Annotated in this window: 22 protein-coding genes; 16 read left to right on the top strand and 6 right to left on the bottom strand. The window is 38.4% G+C overall.

What is annotated here, in order from left to right:
* Positions 1–20 precede the first annotated feature (20 nt).
* The 3 genes from hslO to umoB form a co-directional block, all read right to left on the bottom strand.
* Positions 21–905 carry an Hsp33 family molecular chaperone HslO gene (gene hslO / locus JEP36_RS05345; protein ID WP_198629948.1) on the bottom strand — a complete coding sequence of 295 codons (885 nt, stop codon included), beginning with the start codon at positions 903–905 and terminating at the stop codon, positions 21–23.
* 26 nt (positions 906–931) lie between these two features.
* The gene (gene hslR, locus JEP36_RS05340; protein ID WP_100158535.1) at positions 932–1345 is read right to left on the bottom strand and encodes a ribosome-associated heat shock protein Hsp15; all 414 of its coding nucleotides are present in this window, start codon (positions 1343–1345) and stop codon (positions 932–934) included.
* Positions 1346–1416: 71 nt separating this feature from the next.
* On the bottom strand, positions 1417–3525 hold the full coding sequence (gene umoB, locus JEP36_RS05335; protein WP_109374168.1) for a flagellar biogenesis regulator UmoB: 2109 nt from the start codon (positions 3523–3525) through the stop codon (positions 1417–1419).
* Between the two features lie 353 nt (positions 3526–3878).
* Here umoB and nudE point away from each other — a divergent pair, with 353 nt between their 5' ends.
* On the top strand, positions 3879–4427 hold the full coding sequence (gene nudE / locus JEP36_RS05330; RefSeq protein ID WP_109374167.1) for an ADP compounds hydrolase NudE: 549 nt from the start codon (positions 3879–3881) through the stop codon (positions 4425–4427).
* 51 nt (positions 4428–4478) lie between these two features.
* On the opposite strand, the gene mrcA is transcribed toward nudE, so the two are convergent.
* On the bottom strand, positions 4479–7013 hold the full coding sequence (gene mrcA, locus JEP36_RS05325) for a peptidoglycan glycosyltransferase/peptidoglycan DD-transpeptidase MrcA (RefSeq protein ID WP_198629947.1): 2535 nt from the start codon (positions 7011–7013) through the stop codon (positions 4479–4481).
* Between the two features lie 115 nt (positions 7014–7128).
* On the opposite strand from mrcA, the gene JEP36_RS05320 reads away from it, so the two are divergent.
* From JEP36_RS05320 to trpS, 11 genes are all read left to right on the top strand, one after another.
* Complete coding sequence (locus tag JEP36_RS05320; protein ID WP_198629946.1) at positions 7129–7953, top strand: hypothetical protein; 825 nt, start codon at positions 7129–7131, stop codon at positions 7951–7953.
* Positions 7941–8510, top strand: coding sequence for a fimbrial assembly protein (locus tag JEP36_RS05315; RefSeq protein WP_198620159.1), 570 nt, complete (start codon positions 7941–7943; stop codon positions 8508–8510). Before JEP36_RS05320 ends, JEP36_RS05315 begins: the two co-directional genes overlap by 13 nt.
* Positions 8507–9037 (top strand): hypothetical protein, encoded by a 531-nt coding sequence (locus JEP36_RS05310; protein ID WP_198629945.1) that lies wholly within the window; start codon positions 8507–8509, stop codon positions 9035–9037. The genes JEP36_RS05315 and JEP36_RS05310 overlap by 4 nt, the downstream gene beginning before the upstream one ends.
* A complete protein-coding gene (pilQ, locus tag JEP36_RS05305; protein ID WP_198620161.1) occupies positions 9034–10137 on the top strand; it encodes a type IV pilus secretin PilQ in 1104 nt (367 codons plus the stop codon). Before JEP36_RS05310 ends, pilQ begins: the two co-directional genes overlap by 4 nt.
* 579 nt (positions 10138–10716) lie before the next feature.
* Positions 10717–11238 (top strand): shikimate kinase AroK, encoded by a 522-nt coding sequence (gene aroK / locus JEP36_RS05300; RefSeq protein WP_129586866.1) that lies wholly within the window; start codon positions 10717–10719, stop codon positions 11236–11238.
* Between the two features lie 54 nt (positions 11239–11292).
* On the top strand, positions 11293–12387 hold the full coding sequence (gene aroB, locus JEP36_RS05295) for a 3-dehydroquinate synthase (protein WP_198620162.1): 1095 nt from the start codon (positions 11293–11295) through the stop codon (positions 12385–12387).
* A 170-nt stretch (positions 12388–12557) separates the two neighbouring features.
* Complete coding sequence (locus tag JEP36_RS05290; RefSeq protein WP_109374160.1) at positions 12558–13499, top strand: SPOR domain-containing protein; 942 nt, start codon at positions 12558–12560, stop codon at positions 13497–13499.
* 82 nt (positions 13500–13581) lie between these two features.
* Positions 13582–14397 carry an adenine-specific DNA-methyltransferase gene (gene dam, locus JEP36_RS05285; RefSeq protein WP_160230824.1) on the top strand — a complete coding sequence of 272 codons (816 nt, stop codon included), beginning with the start codon at positions 13582–13584 and terminating at the stop codon, positions 14395–14397.
* A 44-nt stretch (positions 14398–14441) separates the two neighbouring features.
* Positions 14442–15113 (top strand): ribulose-phosphate 3-epimerase, encoded by a 672-nt coding sequence (gene rpe / locus JEP36_RS05280; RefSeq protein ID WP_109374158.1) that lies wholly within the window; start codon positions 14442–14444, stop codon positions 15111–15113.
* A complete protein-coding gene (locus JEP36_RS05275; RefSeq protein WP_198620164.1) occupies positions 15113–15802 on the top strand; it encodes a phosphoglycolate phosphatase in 690 nt (229 codons plus the stop codon). The genes rpe and JEP36_RS05275 overlap by 1 nt, the downstream gene beginning before the upstream one ends.
* Positions 15803–15823: 21 nt before the next feature.
* On the top strand, positions 15824–16852 hold the full coding sequence (gene trpS, locus JEP36_RS05270) for a tryptophan--tRNA ligase (RefSeq protein WP_196533871.1): 1029 nt from the start codon (positions 15824–15826) through the stop codon (positions 16850–16852).
* A gap of 110 nt (positions 16853–16962) precedes the next feature.
* Here trpS and yiiM read toward each other — a convergent pair whose 3' ends face one another.
* Both yiiM and sodA read right to left on the bottom strand, forming a co-directional pair.
* Entirely contained in the window at positions 16963–17637 is a 675-nt protein-coding gene (yiiM, locus tag JEP36_RS05265; protein ID WP_198629944.1) for a 6-hydroxyaminopurine reductase, read from the bottom strand.
* 115 nt (positions 17638–17752) lie between these two features.
* Positions 17753–18376 carry a superoxide dismutase [Mn] gene (gene sodA / locus JEP36_RS05260; RefSeq protein ID WP_075672604.1) on the bottom strand — a complete coding sequence of 208 codons (624 nt, stop codon included), beginning with the start codon at positions 18374–18376 and terminating at the stop codon, positions 17753–17755.
* 372 nt (positions 18377–18748) lie between these two features.
* On the opposite strand from sodA, the gene acs reads away from it, so the two are divergent.
* The 4 genes from acs to JEP36_RS05240 all read left to right on the top strand — a co-directional run bounded on the left by acs (position 18749) and on the right by JEP36_RS05240 (position 24847).
* Positions 18749–20707 carry an acetate--CoA ligase gene (acs, locus tag JEP36_RS05255; protein ID WP_198629943.1) on the top strand — a complete coding sequence of 653 codons (1959 nt, stop codon included), beginning with the start codon at positions 18749–18751 and terminating at the stop codon, positions 20705–20707.
* A 158-nt stretch (positions 20708–20865) separates the two neighbouring features.
* Positions 20866–21177, top strand: coding sequence for a DUF485 domain-containing protein (locus JEP36_RS05250; RefSeq protein WP_196533867.1), 312 nt, complete (start codon positions 20866–20868; stop codon positions 21175–21177).
* Entirely contained in the window at positions 21174–22829 is a 1656-nt protein-coding gene (locus JEP36_RS05245; RefSeq protein WP_198629942.1) for a cation acetate symporter, read from the top strand. Before JEP36_RS05250 ends, JEP36_RS05245 begins: the two co-directional genes overlap by 4 nt.
* Before the next feature lie 434 nt (positions 22830–23263).
* The gene (locus JEP36_RS05240) at positions 23264–24847 is read left to right on the top strand and encodes a phosphoethanolamine transferase (protein WP_198629941.1); all 1584 of its coding nucleotides are present in this window, start codon (positions 23264–23266) and stop codon (positions 24845–24847) included.
* Positions 24848–25119 lie beyond the last annotated feature (272 nt).

Raw genomic sequence — 25119 nt, 5'->3', positions numbered from 1 at the left:
AACTGACTTGCTAAATCGAATCAGTGCAATTCAGAGTCGCTCAACTTATTGATATTATTAATATCATTCTCATTGAAGATATAATGAGTTCCACAATATTCACATTCCATATCAATATTTCCCTGTTCTTGCAACAGGTGAGTTACATCTTCTTTCGACAATGTTACTAATGTATTTTCACAGCGTTCACGTGAACAAGTGCAATGAAATTCAACAGGTTGAGGATCATAAAGAGTGACATCTTCCTCGTGATATAAGCGATGTAAGATCTCTTTAGTATCTAGCGTAAATAGCTCTTCAGCTTTAATTGTGTGCGTTAACTGTGTGAGCAATTCAAAATGTTCAGCAGTATGTTCTGCTGTGAACTCTTCTGATGCAGGCAATACTTGTAATAGCATACCCGCTGCGGCTGGTTTGCCCGCTTGCATACCACTACGAATAAATACGCGTGTAGGTAACTGTTCTGATTGCTTAAAGTAGTTATCAATACATGCTTCAATAGTTTCACCATCAAGAGCAACAATACCTTGATAACGTTCACCTTTTTCAGGCGTTACCGTGATGACCATAAAACCATTACCGATCATCTCTTTTAATGTACTTCCAGCCTTAACATCATCACCTACACGCGCAACACCACGCATTTGTTGATTATTGTTGCCATTAATAACCGCCAATCGTACTGGACCATCGCCTTGTATTTGAACTGTAATATCTCCTTCAAATTTAAGCGTTGCTGTTAACAAACTCGTTGCCACCAACAAATCACCCAAAAGGCATTGAACTGGCTCAGGATAATGGTGATTTTCAAGCATTGATTGATAGGTTTCAGTCACATTGACCAATTCACCACGTACCGCGTTTTTTTCAAATAAAAAACGTGATAAAGCGTCTTTTTTAGACATAACTTTCTCTCATTTCAGGGAATCGGTTAATCCGATTCTTGTAAATTTGTCTGTTTGAAGCGAAGTAAGGTGCGTCTTTCCTTTTTATCAGGGCGACGCTCAGGATGAGGCATTGTTAACGCATTCATTTTTCTTGCTAGAGCAATTTTTTCTCTTTTAGCAATACTCTCTGGTGTTTCACAATAGAGTGTCTGCGCTTGTGTAGCACCTTGTCGCTGTGCACTCACCATGAGAATGGTTACCGTCCGTTCATCATTACCTTGTCGTAGGCGTATTTCTGCGCCTTCTTCAACGATTTTACTTGGCTTGCCTCTCACACCGTTGTAATGGACTTTACCACCTTCAATCATTGTGCGAGCAATGGCACGCGTTTTATAAAAACGAGCGGCCCAAAGCCATTTATCTAAGCGGACACCACTTTCTTGTGATGGTTGACTCATCCCTTTCTCCTTAACTTCAACTTCTTTACGAAGGCGATAGTGTAAACACATAGCCTTCCACAACAAGGGACTTACTGAGGAGGGCGATAAAAACAGTGCTCATAATAGAGACTGATTTTATTCATGCGTTGGTTATTTTGTCGCCGGCGCCGGATGATAAGAAATAGGTTCAATATTAAGAACCCGATAGCAAGAAACAATAATAACGTATTACCGATGTAATATAACATTGTCATCGAGTCTGGCAGGCTATGTAAAAATATCTGTAACGTGCCATTTGCATCGATAACCATGCCTGTTATGACACCTCCGGTATCAAAAGGCGTGTGTAATAAAATATCAGATAAACGTTGTAGTTCTCGCCACTGTTCTAACGGGGTCGGTTCAAATACCGAATTTGAACTTGAAGCGTAATCAACAAGTTGTTTTCTCTCATCACTGATTAACAGCACACCACCTGGTGGAGGACTGTTTAACAGTATTGCGGCTTTATCTATTTCTCGGTAGATAAAAGAAGATGTGGTGGTGTCGATAAGCTTTTCCAAGGCCTCAGCACTCACTGCACGCAATAAAACATTAGTTCCGGTTAATTTTCCACTTTCAGCTCGTTGAACTAATGCAGTCCAATCATTGACGTTACTTAAGTTAACTAGCGCCATTTTTAGCCGAATACATTCATTTTCTCGTGGACATAAATCCTGTGTTTTCAACACAATGCCATCAAAATTATCTAACAAGTTCATCCCAGATTTAGTTATCGCTTGGCCTAAACTTGGGTTAACTCTGTTATTAGAAACAGGGTGTAATTGCTCTTCAACCATATGCAATAAAGCGGCAGCTTTTTCTATCGTGCTCGATTCAGGCATTGGCATTGGATTACTGTTATTCCAATAAATCCCTGAGCAATCAAAAGGTGCAAAAATCGTTTTATTATTCTTACTTGATAAATTAGGTGGCATGTAGCACATCCCAACCCCTTTAGCTTGAATAATATCTCCGACATGCAAATCGGTTGTTTCCAACTCGGTAAAGTTGGTGACTAAATGAGGTTCAGTATCTTTAAGCCATGAAAAGCTGAGTTTCATAGAAAGAGAAAGTGGCTGATAAAGATACAACATTCCAATAATAAACAAACTCCAAAAAACGAAAATAATATTTTTAATATATCGTTTATAAGGATAATTTTTCTCTTCATCATGTAATGAAAGGTAATTTCCTTGTTTTACAACATGATGGTTTGGATACATTTCTAAATAGGTCACCTTATCAATATCGTTTTGGATATAAGGCTCCCAATGAGGCGGGTAAACAAGATCAATCCCCCCTAAAGAAACATTTTTTACCTGCCCATGATCAAAATTACCAAAAAGCCCCCAGCGCTTTAAGCGCCCTTTAAAACAGTGGATTTCTTGTTTACGTGGTTTGATTAAAGGGTTGTGGATCAGAAAAATACCAACAGCAAGAAAAGCACCACCAGTCGCTAGGATCCAAGGAAGAAAAACTTGAGGCATCATTAAAGCTGTTAGACACAACGTAAGCCCTATACAAATAAAAGAGCCATCCCAAAAACCAGATGAGTTATGTAATCGATATTCTTCGTTAGTTTCTTCTCGGATTTGTAATAAGTGAGCCGCATCACCTTCGTTCTTTTGGATAGTTGATGAACCATTTGCCAATATCGGTTCAGACAGCTGTTTTAAACTTAGCGCAGAAAAATGAATTTTTTCATCTTTTAAGAAATGTCCATTCACACCAACAACGATGGGGATCGAAGGGGTACAGACAACATCAAGAACGTTTTCTTGCTGAAGATAAGGAACGAGCAGCGGGGGAATATGAATTTCTACAGCATCAATATAGTAACGCCAATGATTTAATCCTTCACTAGAACCTGCAAAGCGATTAACGATATTTCTTAATGTAGTAACGACTTCGCCTTTAATTGGCATTTCGGGGAAGTTTTGTAATGAATAGCCAGAAGAGAAGTTTGATGTACCAAAATAAGATAAATAATCACTAATAAGCCCATAGTCATCAGAAGTGAGCTTGCGATAAGTAGGTTTAGCGAGAGATGGGAGATGATGTGAGCCATCAAGCCGCCTTCTTTTAAAGAATAGAAAGGCGGCCATTATAAATAGGCTTATCATCAAGATAGCCAATATAATGACTGATAATCTCATTTTTTCCCCATGCTTATACTGATGCTGCGTAGTAACAATAACAAATTTAAAACCCTGCCTAACATAAGGCAATTCCTATTCTTTTGTTCTATTTTTTATTTAAATACAATAGATTATATTTTTGCAGTCGCGTTATAATTTATATCTATAATCAAGTTTATATCCGCTAACAATGCTATCTTCGGGTAAAATAGCGAATCAATAAATAATAATATTCTCAAAAAATCAATAAATAACTAGATTTGATAGCGGAGTGTACTCAATTTTCCTTTAAAAGCTAAATCTAATTGTTAGATTTATTTTGTCATTAATGTGTTAAATTCAGGTTAATCTCTATTCTGCCAGGGACTGTTATGAAAGAACTAAAAAAACCCAATATATTAAACATTGATAACATCGCCCGTTCTCGATTATTTCAGATCCAATCCGTTAATCTGGAGTTTAGCAACGGAGAAAAGCGCACTTATGAGCGAATGAAACCCGCTAATCGTGAAGCTGTTATGATTGTTCCTATTATTGATGACAATCTTATTCTTATTCGTGAATACGCCGTAGGTATCGAAAATTACGACTTTGGTTTTCCCAAAGGCGCCATTGATCCTGGTGAAAATGCCCTACAAGCCGCAAACCGCGAACTAAAAGAAGAAATTGGTTATGGTGCCCACTCATTAATAGAACTCGCAAAGCTTTCTATGGCGCCATCTTACTTTTCTAGCAAAATGAACATTGTCATTGCGCATGACCTTTATCCAGAGCAACTCGAAGGTGATGAGCCTGAGCCACTAATCCAAATACGTTGGCCTATCGCCAAAATGATGGATTTACTCGACCACCCAGATTTTACAGAAGCTCGTAGTGTCAGTGCTCTCTTCTTAGCTCACCGCTATCTATTACAAAAATAAATAGATAAATAAAAAACCGGATTTTAACATCCGGTTTTTATTTTCGATTAATTAGAATAACTCGTTAGATTCGCCATTATCCTCAAAAATCTGTGTTCCTACTTCATTTTTTGCCCTTTCTGTCGGTTGAGTCCCATCAATAAAATATTCTTTCATTGAAGGGCCATCACCTGCCAATTTTCCTGTTCTTCTATCAATTTGAACAGCCACAACACCTTTTGGCACAGGCATCATATTAACAGGGACACCATCCAGAGCCACTTTCATAAAGTCATTCCAAATAGGTTGCGCTGTTTTAGCACCCGCTTCCCCACCACTCGCGGCAGTTCGACCTAAATTGCGGCTACTGTCATCAAAGCCAATCCAAGCTGTGGCAACAATATTGGCACCATATCCAGAGAACCATGCATCTTTAGAACTGTTTGTTGTTCCGGTCTTACCACCAATATCTTGGCGTTTAAGATCACGAACAGCACGCCAACCTGTACCAGACCATCCCGGTTCACCCACAAGGTTTGTCCTTAATGCATCATGCATTAAGTAAGCCAGTGGTGTGCTGATAACGTGTGGTGCATAAGGGCTTTCTTTTACAGTTTCAGCTAACGGCGCTTGTTCTAATTCAATTTCAGGCGTAGCAGTTGCTGGCTGAGATTTATTAGATTGAGCAACGTTTTCCATATAGTCATCAGATAACGCAATAGAACGCATGGTATCGCCGTAAATAACAGGGATATCAGTACAATCCGGGCAAGCTATCTTTGGTTTTGCAGTAAACAGCTCTTCACCATCAGCATTTTCAATACGTTGGATATAGTAAGGCTCAATGAGATATCCGCCGTTTGCCATAACAGCAAATCCTCGTACCATTTGCATTGGTGTAAATGATGGTGATCCTAATGCTAAAGATTCTGTTCTATCGATATTTTGATTAGGGAAACCAAAACGTAATAGATAATCAGCAGCATAATCCACGCCCATCGCGCGCATTGCACGTACCATCACCACGTTTTTAGACTGGCCTAAACCTTGACGTAAACGAATAGGGCCGGCATAAGTTGGTGGTGAGTTTTTAGGGCGCCAATCTGTTCCTGCACCAGCATCCCAGCGGCTAATAGGTAAATCATTAAGCAGTGTCGATAACGTCAATCCTTTATCTAATGCAGCAGCATATAAGAAAGGTTTAATGTTTGAACCGACTTGGCGTAAAGATTGAGAAACTCGGTTAAATTTACTGATCTCAAAATCAAAACCACCAACAAGCGCAATAATCCCTCCATTGATAGGGTCTAATGCAACAAATGCCGCATTAACCCCCGGAAGTTGCGCTAGCACCCAACTTTTTTCGTTATTTTGACGTACCCAAATTTGCTCACCAACATGCACAACGGCATCAACTTTTGTTGGTGTTGCGCCTTGAGAGGTGTCAGAAATAAATTTACGTGCCCAACGAACCGCTTTTAAATCTAGCGTAATGTTGTCGCCCGTTTTTAAAATGACTTTGGCTTCTTTCGCATCAGCAGATAACACAACAGCTGGAATTAAAGGGCCATAAGTTTGGATCCCTTTTAATTTCTTGTTGATAGCTTCGTTATCCCATGGTGTTTGCCCTTCACTCCACAAAACTTCTTGAGCACCACGGTAACCATGACGCATGTCGTAGTCGATAACATTATCACGCAAGGCTTTTTCTGCCGCTAATTGATCTTTACGAACCACAGTGGTGTAAATTTTATAGCCATCAGTGTAGGCATTTTCACCATAACGCTCGTACATCTCCATACGCACCATTTCGGTTAGATAAGGCGCTGAGAAATCAATTTGAGGTGCGTGGTATTTCGCAACAATAGGCTCTGCTCTTGCACTTTCATATTGTGCGCGAGTGATATAGTTCTCTTCATACATACGCTGTAAAACGATATTACGACGTTTTAAGGCACGATCATAAGAATAAAGTGGGTTAAGTGTAGAAGGTGCTTTAGGTAAGCCAGCAATCACAGCCATTTCATTAAGGCTCAGATCGTGAACACTTTTACCAAAGTAAACATAAGCGGCAGCACCCACACCATAAGCACGATTACCCAGATAAATTTTATTTAAATACAGCGCTAAAATTTCATCTTTAGTGAGCTCTTTCTCAATGCGGATCGCCAAAAAGGCTTCTTTTATTTTGCGCATTAATTTCTTTTCAGGCGTTAAAAAGAAATTTCGAGCTAATTGTTGCGTAATGGTACTAGCGCCTTGGGAGGCTTGTCCTGATGTTAATGCCACTACAACAGCACGCGAGATCCCAATAGGGTCAATACCGTGGTGTTCACGAAAACGCGTATCTTCTGTTGCGATAAAAGCATTAATAAGTTGAGGAGGCATCTCCTCCAATGTTAGCGGTAAACGACGTTTCTCGCCGTATTGCGCAATCAACTCTCCGTCTGCACTAAATACCTGCATAGGGGTTTGTAAACGAACATCTTTTAATGTCGCGACATCGGGTAACTGAGGCTCAACATACTTATACATACCGTATATCGAGGCTGCTCCCAAAATTATGCAAGCAAAAACGAAGATGAAAAAATATTTTAAGAACTTCACCTTAAATTTCCCATGTAGTGTGAATTGGGCGGTTTATAAACAAACAGTGCGTAGTATAAAGGTAACGCCTCTTTGAAAATAGGCAATTACTCATCAATAGATATGGATATCATTTATGGAAACACACAATTACCAGATTGGTATTGAAATTAACACTCATCATATCAATGCAGTTTTGGTATTTCAGCAGAATAAACAATGGAAGATCAGTGCATTTTGGCAATTCCCTTTACCTCTTAATGACGATTTAAATGATATAAAATTAAGAAAAATCCTAATGGGTTGGCGTAAAAAATTACCTTCTATTAATAATGTTACGCTTTCTCTACCGGATATTTATGAAAACTATCAAATTATCCCACTGCCTCATGCAGTTTCCCTTACATCAGCAGCATGTTATCGGTTGGCGCAACTACGAGCCACATCTTACACACAAAATACGAAAATCCCTGTTAATTTTGATTATCGGCAAAATAAGGGGAAACTCGCTATTCACCTGTGCCATAAAACGATTTTAGATAAGTATATTGACTTATTTTCTCGAATAAACTTAACAATAACTGCGATTGATACCCCAGCGTGTGCACTACGCTATTTAGCAACTTACCTCGGCATCTCACCTCAGAATCCCCTTTTGTACTGTAAAAACAAAACGCTACTTTGGGTATCATCTGATGAAAATATGCCCCATTACGGCACTCTCACCTATGAAAACCAACAAGAGCAACAAGCTTGTATTTATCAGTTAATAGAAAAATACCATTGGCCATTAAAACAGTGTTATTTAACGGGTGATAATGAAGAATATTTTAGCCAGTTGATGCCTCTTTGGCCCAATCTTTCCCTCGTCTTATTTAAAACAACGTCAGATAAAGATCTCATTCCATTTGTTGCATTAGGTTTGGCATTACGCCCTGAAGAGGTGCTATGTATCAAGTAAATTACCTACCTTGGCGCCACAGCTTATTTAGACAAAAAGCATTGTTATGGCTTTCTCAAACGCTATCATTGGTCACGATCACTTTCGTTATTTGTAGCTATTACACCTACCATTTGGCACAAAAACGATCACTCATAACAGATCAACAACGCCAAACTCAGCAACAAGAAGATTTATTACTAAAACAGATCGATATATATAAAACACAGAAAAAACAAACACTTTTACACTATCAGCACTATTCACTCTATTATCAAAACTGGTTGCGCTATTTACATTACATTCGCTTCTTTCGAGCTATCGAAACCCATCTTCCCTCAACTGGTTGGATTAGCCACTATGGTGAAGCAGATAATCAACGCTCACTGCATCTCACACTCCCCAATACACAATCACTCTCCTTTATTACCAACCTTAAAAGTCACTCTGTTTTAGCCTCTTTAACGTTGAGTTATTTACAACAAAACAAAGCTGATCCGTCTTACACAGAAGTGCATTTAAACGGAAAATCAGAAGAACAAGAGCGATGGAATAAAGAAGATGAGGGAAGCCAATGAAAATAAATGCACAATGGTTGTTACTTATTGCGTTTCTACCTAAGTGGAAACTCACTTTACTGAGCTTAATGATACCTTTTATTACCCTGCTATTTTATTACCTCTTTATCTACACGGACTACCAGCAAGAGATAGCCCAACAACACCTAGAAATAGCACAAAGACTAAAGCGTATTAATCACTATCAAAGCACATTAGACACAATGCCATCTATTAATTCACTAATCACACAACAAATAGATTATGACATTCCATTCGATAACCCACCGGTTAGTGAGCAATTACAACGCTTACTAATGACTTATCATTTTATACCAGAGATTTGGGAAAACACGCCTAACTCTTTATATAAACTCACTTTTACTTTGTCTTACCCACAGTTTTTAACACTATTGGAATACCTCAGTCAAACAAGTTTAGCGCTGATCTCTCTGAATATTGTTCCAATAAAACCCCATCTAATTTCAGTACAAATGAGCTTTACAGAGCTAAGTTATCCTAGTGCAATACAGGGTGATATATCATGAAGATAGGAATTTTAATCGTCATATTATATATGATGACAACCACCATTTGGGCTCACACTCGAGACCCCTTCTTTCCTGAGAATAGCGATGATGAAAAGATATCATCTACCTTTATTGAAGAGCGAACATCTACTACAGAACAACCTGAAGAATTACATCACCAACTTTATCCTTTAAATTATGCTGATGCTGAGAGACTAGGCGAACAACTAAGTGATCACACTATTCCATTACTAAGTCAGCAAGGGCGAGTTATTATTGATAGAGAAGCGAATAGTCTTTCAATAGTTGATAATAGTAAAACACTATCTGAAATTGGGGATTGGCTAAAATTACGGGACACCCCACAACAACAAGTTCATATCACCGCACATATTGTGAGTAGCAGTCAGGATGCTCTAAATGAATTAGGTACTCAATGGGGATTACAAGCATTAAAAACACAAACCGAAGCCGCATCTACAATACCTAATGCTATTTCAACAACCTCCTCGCTTAATTCGGCGCTATCAACGCCTTCACTTTCTGCATTATCACTCCATCAAAACACCAAAAACCCTCTTCACTATATTGCATTTAATATTGCTAGAATTAATGGACGCCTATTAGAGCTTGAATTAAGTGCGTTAGAACAAGAGAAACAGTTATCTATTATTGCCAGTCCGCGGCTAACAACCGCTCATGAAAAAACAGCCTCCATCAAACAAGGAACGGAGATCCCCTATGTCAGTCGAGATAATGAAATCACACGAGTACAATTTAAAGAAGCCGTCTTGGGTATGGAAGTAACTCCCATTATTCAAAGAAATAAAAAGATAAGGTTAATACTTAAAATTAGTCAAAACACACCAGGTATTGCACTTGTTCAAGGCGGAAGTGAACATCTTTCTATTGATAAACAAGAGATCAGCACAGAAGTGACTATTCGCGATGGAGAAACCATTATGTTGGGAGGTATATTTCAGCAAAAGCAACAAGAACACACAGCAAAGATCCCCTTCTTATCCTCTATTCCATTACTAGGCGTACTTTTCAGTCATAAAAGAGATCAACACAGTCGCCATGAATTGGTTATTTTTATTACACCCAAATTAATATAATTTTTTATGTGATAAATATTTTTATTATAAAATACAAAGCACTACATGTTTTTCACTAGAGTTAAACTGAGAGTTATTCATTGTTTTTTCTTATAATCAGTATTTATAGATTTGACGATGAGGACGATTTAGCTTACAAGGGTTAGCTAATTTGAGTGAGCCTGAAACATCACAATAAAAATACGGATACATTTTATGCACTTCCTCTATTCTTGGAGGTAGGGCTTTTTATATGTAATATTGATCGATTGATGACGAAAAAGACAATATTATCAGATGCGGTTTTCCGACTAAATTGTGTTAGAATCTCCGCGTTGCCAACAAAGATAATTACTTTTTTAGTAGTTTTTGTTATGTACTGTGGGCAAAGGGATTTTTATCCTATGTTGTCGCTTATGACAGCATGTGGTTATTTTATAGCGATCTACTGAAAGAACTCAGTCTTATTATGAGAGTAGATAACAAATGTTATCAGGTGTGAATTAGATAAACACTCATAAATTTCAGTTTAGGTCCCGTCGCTGAATGAATTTGGCGGGGCGGGTTATCATTAACGAATATCTTAGTAATACCAAAAACATGGCAGAGAAACGTAATATCTTTCTGGTTGGGCCTATGGGTGCCGGCAAAAGCACTATTGGTCGTCAGTTAGCTCAACAACTTAGTATGGAGTTTTATGATTCCGATCAGGAAATTGAGCGGCGTACAGGTGCAGATGTAGGTTGGGTATTTGATGTTGAAGGCGAAGAAGGCTTCCGTCAACGAGAAGAAAAAATAATCAACGAACTCACTGAAAAGCAAGGCATTGTGTTAGCAACAGGTGGTGGTTCGGTGATATCGCGAGAAACCCGTAACAGATTATCTGCACGCGGTGTGGTTGTTTATTTAGAAACCAACATCGAAAAGCAGCTCGCGCGTACCCAACGTGATAAAAAACGTCCTTTATTGCAAGGTGTTGAACCTGTGCGCGATGTCTTAGAGACATTAGCTGAAGAACGTAATCCTCTTTATGAAGAAATTGCTGACATCACTATTCATACTGATGATCAGAGTGCAAAAATTGTAGCCAATCAAATAATTGAATTATTAGAACAAAACTAATAAATTCAGCTATTTATAAGGTTAAGTAAAGACAATAAAAAGAAGGCCACTGTTATGGAAAAAATCACTGTCACATTAGGTGAAAGAAGCTATCCCATTACCATTGCTTCTGGCCTTTTTCATCAAGAAGATACCTTTTTACCTTTAAAATCAGGGCAGCAAGTTATGATAGTCACAAACGTGACACTTGCTCCACTCTATTTAGAAAAGGTAACGGACACCTTAAAAAAACAGGGTGTTTTGGTTGATAGCGTAATTTTGCCTGATGGCGAACAATACAAATCGCTTGAAATCATGAATGATGTCTTTACTGCATTATTAGAAAAAAATCACAATCGAGATACAACACTTATCGCATTAGGCGGTGGTGTTATTGGTGATCTAACTGGTTTTGCCGCAGCAAGCTATCAACGTGGCGTTCGCTTTATCCAAGTACCAACAACACTATTGTCACAAGTCGATTCTTCTGTTGGTGGAAAAACCGCAGTTAATCATCCTCTTGGCAAAAATATGATTGGTGCGTTTTATCAGCCCGCTTCTGTTGTTATCGATCTCGATTGTCTTGCCACATTACCGCCTCGTGAACTTTCATCGGGTTTAGCTGAAGTTATTAAATATGGCATCATTTTAGATAAAGACTTTTTTATCTGGCTTGAAAATAATATTGATAAACTCTTGGCTCTTGATCCTAAAGCCATGGCATTTTGTATCCGTCGTTGCTGTGAGCTAAAAGCTGACGTCGTTGCTGCTGATGAAAAAGAAACAAGTGGCTTACGCGCACTACTCAACCTTGGCCATACCTATGGACATGCCATTGAAGCCCATATGGGATATGGTGTTTGGTTGCATGGTGAAGCCGTTGCCGCAGGTATGGTAATGGCGGCAAGAACATCTCAAGCACTTGGTCAATTCACTGAAGAAGAGACTCAACGTGTTATTCAATTGCTTGAGAGAGCCAATCTCCCCATCAATGGTCCTATTGAAATGACACCTGATGACTATTTACCTCATATGATGAGAGATAAAAAAGTATCTGGTGGCAAATTACACCTTGTTTTACCAAAAGGTATCGGTCAATCCGAATTACGTGCCGATATTACTCGCGAACAAGTCCACAAAGCGATAACATCTTGCATTAATGCAAATTAAGCTCCCCATTACCTGACAAGCAATAAACTAGAATATTCATTTAAGGAAAATTCTGGTTAATATTGTCAAATGCAACGTTTCAGAAAAAGCGTTTCATCCTTATACTATGAGGTAATGGCTAAGGCTGAATAGAATATTTTTCGCTTTTTGACGCTCTGACGGAGGGCATAATGGACGAGTTCAAACCTGATAATGAAACCAAGGGTGATAATTCACTCAAACCTGATACTTCGGATAGACCTGAACGTCGAACCAACCGACCTCGTAACAATCCATTAAAAAACGCACGATTCTCTGTATCCCGTCAACAGATGATGATTGGTGCAGGTGTTTTAGTCCTTATTCTGCTAATTATCGCAATAAGTTCAGCATTAAAATCACCAGAAACAACTGAACCTGCACCTTCGACCAATACGGAAAGAAATATCGACCTATCTCAACAACCGTCATCCGTTACGCCTTCAGAAAATGGTCAGCCATCGACACCTCAATCTATTTCTGGGCAAGAGATACAGCCTGCAACACCACCTTCACAAAATTTACCTCCAATGATTGATTCGCAAGGTCAACGTGTTGAGATCCCTGGAGATATCGTTGATTCTTTAAATCAACAACAAGCAGGTATTAATCAAGCCACTAATCAGCAGCAATTAAATGCTCAACAGCCACAACCCGTGCAGCCTGTCACGCAACCACCTGCAACTAAACCAGTGCAACCCGTACAAAAACCGGCTGAAGTAAAAACACCACCAACAAAACCAGTAACACCACCAGCAACAACGCAACCTAAACCTGCAACGACTAAACCTGTTGTTTCAGGCTCATTATCAGCAAGTAATTTAAGCACTATCCCTGCTACTAACTATACTTTGCAATTAAGTGGTGCAAGTCGCCAAGATACCTTAGAGGCTTTCGCTAAAAAGAACCTCAATGGAAACTACACTATTTACAAAACGCAGCGTAATGGTAATCCATGGTATGTACTCATCTATGGAAATTATCGTAATATAAGTGAAGCCAAGCAGGCTGTTTCTTCTTTACCTGCGCCAGTACAAGCCAAACAACCTTGGGTTAGACCGATGAAACATGTTCATCAGGATCTAAAAAAATAATTAAGACGAAGTTCACCGCTGATATGCTGTCTGAAACAGAGTACAATCGGCGACTCTGAAACGATTGAGAAATTTGGACGGCATGAAAAAAAAACGCGCATTCCTAAAATGGGCTGGTGGTAAATATCCTTTGGTAGATGACATTAAACGTCATCTGCCTGAGGGTAATTGTTTAATTGAACCTTTTATGGGTGCCGGTTCTGTTTTTTTAAATACAGAATACGATTCATATATTCTTGCCGATATAAATAGTGATCTAATTCATCTCTATAATACGGTAAAGCAACATCCTGAAAAATTTATGAAGGATGCTCGCTTATTATTTACCCCTCAAATGAATATCGCAGAAGAGTTCTATCAACTACGACAAGAATTTAATCGTTCAACGGACGCTTATCAGCGTAGTGTGTTATTTCTCTATCTTAACCGTCATTGCTACAATGGGCTGTGTCGTTATAATTCAAAAGGTGAATACAATGTCCCTTTTGGTCGTTATAAAAAACCTTATTTTCCTGAAGCAGAGCTAATTTGGTTTTCTGAAAAAGCACAAAAAGCCGAATTTGTTTGCCAAAGCTATTCATCAACGATGACAAATGCAAAAAAAGGCGCCGTTGTTTATTGCGATCCTCCTTATGCACCGTTATCACCGACTGCAAATTTTACGTCATACCATACAAATAGCTTTAGTTTTCAAGAGCAGGAACATCTGGCTCAACTTGCCTCAATGCTGGCTTACGAGAGACAGATACCCGTGTTAATATCAAATCATGAGACTGCGTTAACAAAAGAGTGGTATGTAGACGCAAAAGAGCTACACAGTGTGAAAGTCAGAAGAACAATCAGTAGCAACACACTTGGTCGTAGCAAAGTGAACGAATTACTTGCCTTATATAAATAATCGTTAACACCTCCCGACAATGGGAGTGTTGTCTGGAGAATGCGATGAAAGATTTTCTGATTGCCCCTTCTATTTTATCCGCTGATTTTGCTCGCCTTGGCGAAGACACTGAAAAAGTGCTCGCAGCTGGCGCAGATGTTGTCCACTTTGATGTTATGGATAACCACTATGTACCGAACCTAACGTTTGGTGCGCCAATTTGTAAAGCTCTGCGCAACTACGGTATTACAGCGCCCATTGATGTTCACCTAATGGTTAAACCCGTTGATCGCATCATTCCTGATTTTGCAGAAGCTGGCGCAACATATATCTCATTTCACGCTGAAGCCAGTGACCACGTTGACCGTACAATTCAACTAATAAAAGATTGTGGTTGTAAAGCAGGCTTAGTGCTTAACCCAGCAACCCCATTAAATTATCTTGATTATGTAATGGATAAATTAGATCTTATTCTGCTGATGTCTGTTAACCCAGGCTTTGGTGGTCAATCATTTATTCCTAACACCCTCGATAAATTACGCCAAGTTCGTAAAATGATCGATGATGGTGGTTATGACATTCGTTTAGAAATTGATGGTGGTGTTAAAGTCGATAATATCGCTGAAATTGCCCAAGCAGGTGCAGATATGTTCGTTGCTGGCTCAGCTATTTTCAATCAACCAGATTATAAGCATGTTATTGACAATATGCGTCGCGAATTAGAAAAGGTATCGTAATGATAGACAAAAAACTCAAAGGCATTCGTGCTATCGCCTTTGATCTTGATGGCACACTCACTGACAGCGCTGTTGGACTAACAGAAGCAACAGATTACGCATTAACATCAAAAGGTTTTGCACCTGCTGGTAAACATAATGTCACAATTTGGGTGGGTAATGGCGTTGATATGCTACTTACGCGCGCTTTACATAACGCTGGCGTAGAAGATGTCACAGAAACCTTATTAAAAGAGATGCGTGACCTTTTTGATGAACATTATGCAACATCGGTCAAAACAGGCAGTGATTTATTCCCACACGTCAAAGAAACGCTTGAAGTATTAGCTTCACATAACATTCCATTAGGTATCGTTACCAATAAGCCTTCACCTTTTATTGCACCACTATTACAGCAACTGAAAATTGATAAATATTTTTCCTTAGTACTAGGGGGAGATGATGTCAAAGAAAAAAAACCACATCCAGCACCATTATATTTAACAATGGGTACATTTGGTGTTAAAAAGGAAGAACTCCTTTTTGTTGGGGATTCTCGCAACGATATTATTGCAGCACAAGCGGCCGAGTGCCCTTGCGTAGGTTTAACCTATGGCTATAACTATGGCGTCTCTATTGCAGACAGCAAACCTGATTATACACTCGATAATTTTGCTGACTTGCTATCAATCCTCGACATCACGCAATGACAACTGTGGAACAGAATTAAGATGACGACTTCAGTAGAAAAAACGGCACAAAAGCCAATTGTATTCAGTGGTGCACAACCTTCTGGTGAACTCACTATTGGTAACTACATGGGTGCATTACGTCAATGGGTACAAATGCAAGATGACTATGATTGCATTTACTGTATCGTTGACCAACACGCCATTACAGTTCGTCAAGATCCAAAAGAACTTAGAAAAAGAACCTTAGATACGCTGGCTCTTTATCTTGCTTGCGGTATTGATCCAGAAAAAAGCACTATTTTTGTTCAGTCACATGTTCCACAACATGCACAATTAAGCTGGGCACTTAACTGCTATACCTATTTTGGTGAATTGAGCCGAATGACTCAATTTAAAGATAAATCAGCGCGTCACTCTGAAAATATCAATGCAGGGTTATTCGATTATCCTGTATTAATGGCGGCAGATATTCTGATTTATCAAACAAATCAAGTCCCTGTTGGTATCGACCAAAAACAACATCTTGAATTAAGCCGTGATATTGCTCAGCGCTTTAACGCTATTTATGGCGATATCTTCACCGTACCCGATCCTTTTATTCCAAAAGGCGGTGCTCGTGTTATGGCTCTGCAAGATCCGACCAAGAAAATGTCCAAGTCTGATGATAACCGTAATAACGTTATCGCATTGCTTGAAGATCCAAAAGCAGCAGCCAAGAAAATTAAACGCGCAATGACAGATTCTGAAGAACCACCTCGTGTTATTTACGATCTTGAAAATAAAGCAGGTGTGTCTAACTTACTCGATATCTTAGCGGGTGTTACAGGTAAAACTATTCCTGAATTAGAAGCTGAATTTGAAGGCCAAATGTATGGTCATCTAAAAGGTGCTGTCGCTGATGCGGTATCTGAAATGCTAACCAACATTCAAGAACGTTTTAACACATTCCGTAATGATGAAGCATTGCTTAATAAAATCATGAAAGAAGGTGCTGATAAAGCCAAAACTCGTGCTCAAGCAACCTTAGACAAGGTTTATGATGCGATTGGATTTATCGCACATCCGTAATTTTTCGTTAATACATAAAAAAACACCCCAAAGTTGGTGTCCAACTTTTGGGGTGCAGTTCATGTTTAGGGAGGTGTTTTAATACCATTAATTATCAATTAGATAACTATTTATCTCTTAAACAGCCGTCTATCAAAGCTCTCAATAGTTTGATTTTGCAGTCTTAGCTGCATGGTTTTACTCCAACTCGCTGATAATCCTGCCGCACTTAATAAACGATGATAAAGCTCTTCATCAAAAGGCATATGAAAAGCAATAGAAATAGCTTCTTTAACAGAGACATCACTGTTTCTTGAAACCAACACAAGAGGATGATGACTGCCTGTTTCTCCTGCACTCACAACACGATATAACCAACCACAATAACCACTATCTTGCATAATTTGCGAAAAGTTACTGACTTCTGTCACTGTGTTAAGTTTGTAGCAAGGAGAGCGAGGTTGAGTCACTTGAATTAATGCAGTTCCCCATTGATAAATATCCCCAATAAAAACATTCTCTTCCGTCATGCCTGTTGTTGAGATATTTTCACCAAATGCGGGAGCATGAAAAAAATCCATCAATTGAGGGAATTGCTCAGCCCAATAAAGATAACGTTCGTTAGGATAGTGACAAAGGGCGCGATCAGAACCACCGTGAAAACTCTTTTCTGCTTGCTCATCACCTTCTAATCCTAGTGATGTCAATTTGATAGTGCCATCCACCAGCCTTTTGGTGATCGCACTGGTAAATCCATTAGATGTTGTTGTGATATTACCGATAAAAACACTAGGAAAATAACGCATAGCTCACTACCTAAACAGAAAAGAATAACTCATAGTAAAGATAGTGTTCAAAAGAAACAATGCCGACAAATGTCGGCATTGAAAATATAAAAAAGAAAGGATGTTATCTGCTCAATTATGCTTTGCTCTGAAAACGTTTTTGCGCTTCGTCCCAGTTAACGACGGACCAGAACGCTTTAATATAATCAGGGCGGCGATTTTGATATTTCAAGTAGTAAGCATGTTCCCACACATCTAACCCTACAATTGGGTAACCTGATGCGCCAGCTAACTCTTCACCCATTAATGGGCTATCTTGGTTTGCAGTAGAAACTACCGCAAGTTTGCCATCGTCTTTTAATACCAGCCAAGCCCAACCTGAACCAAAACGGCTCGCAGCCGCTTTTTCAAATAACTCTTTAAAGGCATCAACGCTACCAAAATCGCGCTCAATCGCATCTTTTAGTGAACCTTGTAATTGAGTACCTAGCTTCAAACCTTTCCAGAATAATGAGTGGTTAGAGTGACCACCAGCGTTATTACGTAAAAAAGTACGTTGATCAGCAGGCACTTTATGAAGATTTTTAACTAATTCATCAATCTCCAAGCCAGCAAGCTCAGGTAATTTTTCTAATGCTGTATTGGTATTATTCACATAAGTTTGATGATGCTTAGTATGGTGAATTTCCATTGTACGCTCATCAAAGTGAGGCTCTAATGCATCATAAGCATAAGGCAGTGCAGGTAATGTATAGCTCATATTAATCTCCAGTGCTGTTTTATCTTGGATCACATCATGTGATTTATCTTTTCATTTCATTATAGTGAAAAAAACGTTAATGAAAATCATTATCATATCCATATTATTTTTGTGGTTTTTTTATCCAGCACGGTTAAATTAATTTTCACAGTATATTATTTTAATTTAAAAGCATTCTATTAAACGATGATCCTATTAAACAAGAAAATAGTAGATAAATAATGCCCTGCTAGCTTTAGCACTAATTGAACATTCCATGAAAAGCATTTCCATTAATTCGTGATCTTCTGCGCAAAAAAGAAACAATCTTTATTTACCCTCTTTTGTTAACGACTTTTTGACATAGTATTAACAAGAGTGAGGAGAACTATTATGACAAAAATAAACCAACATCATATTCCTGCAAGCATTGCAGAACACGCCCTGATCAATAAAGAGCAATACCAAAAAGATTATGAATTATCCATTAAAAACCCTGAGGCCTTTTGGGCAGATAAAGGGAAAATCATTGACTGGATAAAACCATATACTGTGGTAAAGAATACTTCTTTTGACCCAGGCCATGTACGCATTCGCTGGTTTGAAGATGGTCAGCTAAATATCAGTCAAAACTGTCTTGATCGCCACCTTAAAACACGAGGTGATCAAACCGCCATTATTTGGGAAGGCGACTCACCTAATGAGTCGAAAAAAATCACTTACAGACAACTCCACCAAGATGTTTGCCAATTCGCTAATGTATTAAAAAACTTAGGTATTAAAAAAGGCGATGTTGTGGCGATTTATATGCCGATGGTACCAGAAGCGGCAGTCGCTATGCTCGCTTGTACTCGTATTGGTGCTATCCATTCTGTTATTTTTGGTGGTTTCTCTCCTGAAGCTGTCGCAGGCAGGATCATTGATTCAAAAGCTAAATTAGTGATTACAGCTGATGAAGGATTACGTGCAGGTCGCGCTATTCCTTTAAAGAAAAATGTTGATGATGCTTTAAATCACGCTGATATCCCCCCTATTAATCATGTAGTAGTATTTCGTCGAACAGGACATACCGAACAATGGATTGAAGGACGCGATGTTTGGTGGGATGAAATCACCCAAGGTGTAAGCTCTGAGTGTGATGTTGAAGTAATGGATGCAGAAGATCCTCTCTTTATTCTGTATACATCAGGTTCAACAGGCAAACCAAAAGGTGTACTGCACACAACGGGAGGTTATCTCGTTTATGCTTCAATGACCTTCAAATACACCTTTGATTATCATGAAGGTGATATTTATTGGTGTACTGCTGACGTGGGTTGGGTAACAGGACATAGCTACTTACTGTATGGCCCTCTGTCAAATGGTGCGACTACTGTTATGTTTGAAGGTGTCCCTAATTATCCATCTGTTAACCGCATGGCTCAAATTGTTGATAAACACCAAATCAATATCTTATATACAGCACCGACTGCAATCCGTGCATTAATGGCTGAAGGCGATAAAGCGATTGAAGGTACTCAACGCACCTCTCTGCGCATTCTAGGCTCCGTAGGTGAACCCATTAATCCAGAAGCATGGGAATGGTTCTATCAGAAAATGGGACGTAGCCAATGTCCTATCGTTGATACATGGTGGCAAACAGAAACTGGTGGTTTCATGATAACACCATTACCGGGTGCAATGGATCTAAAACCTGGCTCAGCAACACGCCCTTTCTTCGGTGTTCAGCCTGCAATTGTCGATAATATGGGCGAAGTACAGCAAGGGGCTTGCGAAGGAAACTTAGTGATTACTGATTCTTGGCCGGGTCAAGCAAGAACACTTTTTGGTGATCACGATCGTTTTGAGCAAACTTATTTTTCAACCTTTAAAGGGATGTATTTCTCTGGTGACGGAGCTCGCCGAGATGAGGATGGTGACTATTGGATAACAGGGCGTGTTGATGATGTCTTGAATATTTCAGGTCATCGTTTAGGAACAGCAGAGATTGAATCCGCTCTTGTTGCACATCCTAAGATTGCAGAAGCCGCAGTAGTTGGTATTCCTCATAATATTAAAGGACAAGCTATTTATGCTTATGTCACTTTAAATCACGGTGAAGAGCCAACTCCTGAACTTTATACAGAAGTTCGCAACTGGGTACGTAAAGAAATTGGGCCAATAGCCACACCAGATATCCTACATTGGACAGATTCCTTACCTAAAACACGATCAGGGAAAATTATGCGCCGTATCTTGCGTAAAATTGCCTCTGGAGACACAACTAACCTCGGGGATACCTCAACACTCGCTGATCCGGGTGTTGTAGAGAAACTGTTAGAAGAAAAACAGTCTCTATCACTCACTGCTTAATACACAACAAATAACTGTCATTCAAAAAACGTAATACGACAAAGCAAAGGCATGAAAATGCCTTTGCAGGGCTCTCTTACCTGAAAATCATGGAATGCGGGGGATTTAAGCCTCTAAATCAAGTGATAAACCAAACAATTATATAGAGGAGAACTCTGATGAATTCCAATATTTATCAAGAGATAGAAAACAACCCTCGCTTTAAAGAACTGGTTAATAAACGTAGTCGTTTTTCATGGACACTTTCAATTATTACGCTCGTTATGTACGTCTCATTTATCTTACTTATTGCGTTCTATCCACAATGGTTAGGTACACCATTATATGAGGGCAGCTACATTACACGAGGTATTCCTATTGGTATGGGTTTAATCATCGCCTCATTTTTATTAACGGGCGTTTACGTTATTAAAGCCAATACAGAGTTCGACAAACTTACCGCTGAAATTATTGAAGAGGTAGAAAAATGAGAAAGTTACTTTATGCAATAAGCTTATTTTTCCTCTCCTCAACGGTTGCTTACGCTGCCGCAATAACTGAAGGAGGTGAGAAACAACCTATGAATATTCAGGCCATCATCATGTTCCTAATATTTGTAGGATTAACACTTTACATCACTTATTGGGCTTCTAAACGTACCCGCTCTCGTGCTGATTACTATACTGCCGGAGGGAAAATTACTGGCTTCCAAAACGGAATGGCAATCGCCGGTGATTTTATGTCTGCCGCATCCTTTTTAGGGATCTCCGCACTGGTTTATACCTCGGGTTATGATGGACTTATTTATTCAATTGGATTTCTGATTGGTTGGCCTATCATTCTTTTTATCATTGCTGAACGCTTACGTAATTTAGGACGCTATACCTTTGCTGATGTTGTCTCCTATCGCTTAAGCCCTAAACCAGTGAGAACACTCTCCGCTATTGGATCACTGGTTGTTGTCGCTCTTTATCTGATTGCACAAATGGTTGGTGCCGGTAAATTAATCGAACTCCTTTTCGGCTTAAACTACCATATTGCCGTTGTGCTCGTCGGTATTCTAATGGTGCTATATGTTTTATTTGGAGGCATGTTAGCCACCACTTGGGTTCAAATCATTAAAGCTATTTTATTACTTGCAGGTGCAAGTTTTATGGCTGTTATGGTGATGAAAGCTGTCGATTTTAATTTCAATACCTTATTTAAAGAAGCCGTTAGTGTTCACTCAAAAGGGTTCTCTATCATGAGTCCTGGTGGATTGGTTTCTGATCCTATATCTGCTCTCTCTTTAGGTCTTGCACTAATGTTTGGTACGGCGGGACTTCCTCATATCATCATGCGCTTCTTTACTGTTAGCGATGCAAAAGAAGCCCGTAAGAGTGTTTTCTATGCAACAGCTTTTATCGGTTATTTCTATATTCTTACTTTTATCATTGGTTTCGGCGCTATCTTACTCGTTAGCCCTAATCCTATGTTCAAAGATGCCGCTGGCGCTTTGATTGGTGGAACCAATATGGCGGCTGTTCACTTGGCGGATGCCGTTGGCGGTAACTTCTTCTTAGGCTTCATTTCAGCCGTTGCCTTCGCTACTATTTTAGCCGTTGTTGCAGGACTAACTTTAGCGGGCGCATCTGCGGTATCACATGATCTCTACGCGAATGTAATTAAAAATGGTCACGCAGATGAAAGACAAGAGCTAAAAGTATCCAAAATTACTGTGGTTATCTTAGGTATCGTCGCTATCGGTTTAGGTATTTTATTTGAAAAACAAAATATTGCCTTTATGGTGGGGCTAGCTTTCTCAATTGCAGCAAGCTGTAACTTCCCAATCATATTGTTATCAATGTATTGGAAAGGGCTGACAACACGAGGTGCAGTCGCAGGAGGATGGTCTGGTTTATTAGTTGCTGTCACGTTGATGATCTTAGGGCCAACAATTTGGGTAAGTATTTTAGGTCATGAAAAACCCATCTATCCTTATGAATATCCAGCATTATTCTCAATAATCATTGCTTTTGTTGTCTCATGGCTTTTCTCTGTTACTGATAAATCATCTTTAGGTGAGCAAGAAAAAGCAAAATTCCAAGCACAGTTTATTCGTTCTCAAATTGGCTTAGGTATTGAACAAGGTAAACAGCACTAACAGTCTGAAATAATGTTATCTTTCTAAATAAAAATAACCCTAAAGTGAATTTCAACTTTGGGGTTATTCATTTTCAATGATTTTTATCCATTATCATAAAAATCTTGATCCTATTTCTATTATTTACTTATTTAGAATACTTTTAAGCTTTAACTACATATCTATACGATTATTTAAATAACTTATTATTAGTTATTCTACTGTTATAAAAATAAAAACAAATTAAATTGAAATCAATTAATTACAAATAAAAAGAAACATAACTTATTTTCTACAAGGCTTATTAATAAAGCCAAATAGCTCAAAATAGTGAGGAAGAAGCATAGTAATATCAATTTCAGACACACTTCAGCCAAACAAGGCTTGTATTGTCAAAAAGTAAATGGTTAACTTTTTATTCTGTATAAAAAGAGGTGGTAGTTTTTAAATAGATTATGTCTCAATTAACTCATTACGCACTTTTATTTTTCTTATCTATGGCACCTGCAATATTGGGTGGTTCAACACTGCATATAGAACAAAAAATCTATATTGTTCTTATTGGTTGGCTACTTATACTGATATGTAGTGGCATTTATCGTTCTGTTTTTGGAAAAATAATAACCTTTATTACTAGTGCGCTATGGTCTTTAAACCTGTCTATTTCTCTATTTTTCTATCGTGAACACGATATTGCTTTTTCATCATCCATTGCTGAAACTTTTATTAATACCAATGGCAGCGAAACTGTCGGTATGCTCTCTTATAATAAGTATTATGTCTTATTTTACCTATGTGCTTTTGCCATTTACTATTTTTTCATCCATAAAGCAGCTCAAGTATCTGATCTAAAAACGACAAAAAAAAGTGTGACTGCTTTTGTTATATTAATAGCCATCATTCCAATTTATAAAATCTTAGCATTGAAAAACGATGACAACAGTAAATTACTTGCAGAATATACCCTTCTGAACACACCTTTTTATAATGCAGCAGCACTTGTCCGAACCTTCCATGAAAATCGCCAAATTAGAAGAATTGCCTCTCAAAAAGTTGAGTTTCAATATAATAAACATAATGATAATACAGAAATTTATATCCTTATTCTTGGAGAATCCGTTCGCAGAGATCATCTAGGAATTTATGGCTATCAGTACGATACAACACCTAATCTAATGAAAGAAAAGAGTAATCTTATCCTATTCAATCAAGTTTATTCTCCTGCACCAGTAACTATTCTTTCTGTACCAATTTCACTCTCAAATATAGGATTGGAACAGTTACAAGATAAAAGTCATTACGCTGATAATATTGTTTCTCTTGCCAATCATGCTGGGTTTAAAACATATTGGTTAAGTAATCAAGGTGAAGGTAATCAGAAAACTAGTGTTATTTCTGTCATTGCTAATATGGCTCAAAATAAAAAGTGGAATGAATTTATCGGTTATGATGAAGAGTTGCTTCCTTATTTAGACAGAGCTCTCAATGAGCCATCTGAAGAGAAAAAACTAATCATCTTACATACATATGGTAGCCATGAGCCGGCCTGTAATCGATTTCCAAGTCAGTATTTAAAGAAATTCACGCAAGAAGATGATGATAACTGCTATGACAGCTCTATCGCTTATACAGATAAATTAATTAATAACATCATCGAGAGAGTCAAAGATAAACCAGCTTCTATTCTCTACTTTGCAGATCACGCTTTACAGCGTCTCGATAAAAATAGAGAGGTTCGTTATCATCATGGTGTAAATACGCCACGAAAAGAAGCTTATGATATCCCTTTGTTTATTTGGTATAGCCCATCATCTATTAAACCTACTATCAATAATGATGCATTGAATAAGCCTTATTCAACAGTAAATAACTATTGGCTACTAAGTAGTTGGCTTGGAATAGAACATAACTCCCCTCAACAGTGTCACTCACCATTAAATGAGTGCTATCAGCCTAAATCACCAATCACTGTTATTGATGGTAATAAAAATATCTTAAACTATGATTTACTGCGTTCAGAAGAGCAGGAGCCTCAATAACATTCTCATTAAAAGATATCTAAATAAAAATAGACTCAGTAATAAAGAGTGTATTTTTACATTTACACCATCTGCTTTTAATAAGATCCATCAGAGATAACAAGAAATAAAAGATCAGAACACTAGGCATTAAATTAATGTGATATTAGATGCTTGATACGGGGATCATTTTACTAATGAGTTGCCATAAATAGTGTTTAACGGCATGAAGATTGGCTATTTTATTGAGGAATGTAACCATAGTTTCTAATTAACGACTAACATATAAACTG

It is taken from the genome of Proteus sp. PR00208 (assembly GCF_016238545.1).
Lineage (GTDB): Bacteria > Pseudomonadota > Gammaproteobacteria > Enterobacterales > Enterobacteriaceae > Proteus.
Note: the sequence above shows the minus strand (reverse complement) of the source record. Positions and strands in the feature narration are given on the sequence as shown.

Excerpts from the sequence above, each read along its gene's own strand:
- hslO (WP_198629948.1), bottom strand. The coding sequence starts at position 905 with ATGTCTAAAAAAGACGCTTTATCACGTTTTTTATTTGAAAAAAACGCG.
- hslR (WP_100158535.1), bottom strand. The coding sequence starts at position 1,345 with ATGAGTCAACCATCACAAGAAAGTGGTGTCCGCTTAGATAAATGGCTT.
- umoB (WP_109374168.1), bottom strand. The coding sequence starts at position 3,525 with ATGAGATTATCAGTCATTATATTGGCTATCTTGATGATAAGCCTATTT.
- nudE (WP_109374167.1), top strand. The coding sequence starts at position 3,879 with ATGAAAGAACTAAAAAAACCCAATATATTAAACATTGATAACATCGCC.
- JEP36_RS05320 (WP_198629946.1), top strand. The coding sequence starts at position 7,129 with ATGGAAACACACAATTACCAGATTGGTATTGAAATTAACACTCATCAT.
- JEP36_RS05315 (WP_198620159.1), top strand. The coding sequence starts at position 7,941 with ATGTATCAAGTAAATTACCTACCTTGGCGCCACAGCTTATTTAGACAA.
- JEP36_RS05310 (WP_198629945.1), top strand. The coding sequence starts at position 8,507 with ATGAAAATAAATGCACAATGGTTGTTACTTATTGCGTTTCTACCTAAG.
- pilQ (WP_198620161.1), top strand. The coding sequence starts at position 9,034 with ATGAAGATAGGAATTTTAATCGTCATATTATATATGATGACAACCACC.
- aroK (WP_129586866.1), top strand. The coding sequence starts at position 10,717 with ATGGCAGAGAAACGTAATATCTTTCTGGTTGGGCCTATGGGTGCCGGC.
- aroB (WP_198620162.1), top strand. The coding sequence starts at position 11,293 with ATGGAAAAAATCACTGTCACATTAGGTGAAAGAAGCTATCCCATTACC.
- JEP36_RS05290 (WP_109374160.1), top strand. The coding sequence starts at position 12,558 with ATGGACGAGTTCAAACCTGATAATGAAACCAAGGGTGATAATTCACTC.
- dam (WP_160230824.1), top strand. The coding sequence starts at position 13,582 with ATGAAAAAAAAACGCGCATTCCTAAAATGGGCTGGTGGTAAATATCCT.
- rpe (WP_109374158.1), top strand. The coding sequence starts at position 14,442 with ATGAAAGATTTTCTGATTGCCCCTTCTATTTTATCCGCTGATTTTGCT.
- JEP36_RS05275 (WP_198620164.1), top strand. The coding sequence starts at position 15,113 with ATGATAGACAAAAAACTCAAAGGCATTCGTGCTATCGCCTTTGATCTT.
- trpS (WP_196533871.1), top strand. The coding sequence starts at position 15,824 with ATGACGACTTCAGTAGAAAAAACGGCACAAAAGCCAATTGTATTCAGT.
- yiiM (WP_198629944.1), bottom strand. The coding sequence starts at position 17,637 with ATGCGTTATTTTCCTAGTGTTTTTATCGGTAATATCACAACAACATCT.
- sodA (WP_075672604.1), bottom strand. The coding sequence starts at position 18,376 with ATGAGCTATACATTACCTGCACTGCCTTATGCTTATGATGCATTAGAG.
- acs (WP_198629943.1), top strand. The coding sequence starts at position 18,749 with ATGACAAAAATAAACCAACATCATATTCCTGCAAGCATTGCAGAACAC.
- JEP36_RS05250 (WP_196533867.1), top strand. The coding sequence starts at position 20,866 with ATGAATTCCAATATTTATCAAGAGATAGAAAACAACCCTCGCTTTAAA.
- JEP36_RS05245 (WP_198629942.1), top strand. The coding sequence starts at position 21,174 with ATGAGAAAGTTACTTTATGCAATAAGCTTATTTTTCCTCTCCTCAACG.
- JEP36_RS05240 (WP_198629941.1), top strand. The coding sequence starts at position 23,264 with ATGTCTCAATTAACTCATTACGCACTTTTATTTTTCTTATCTATGGCA.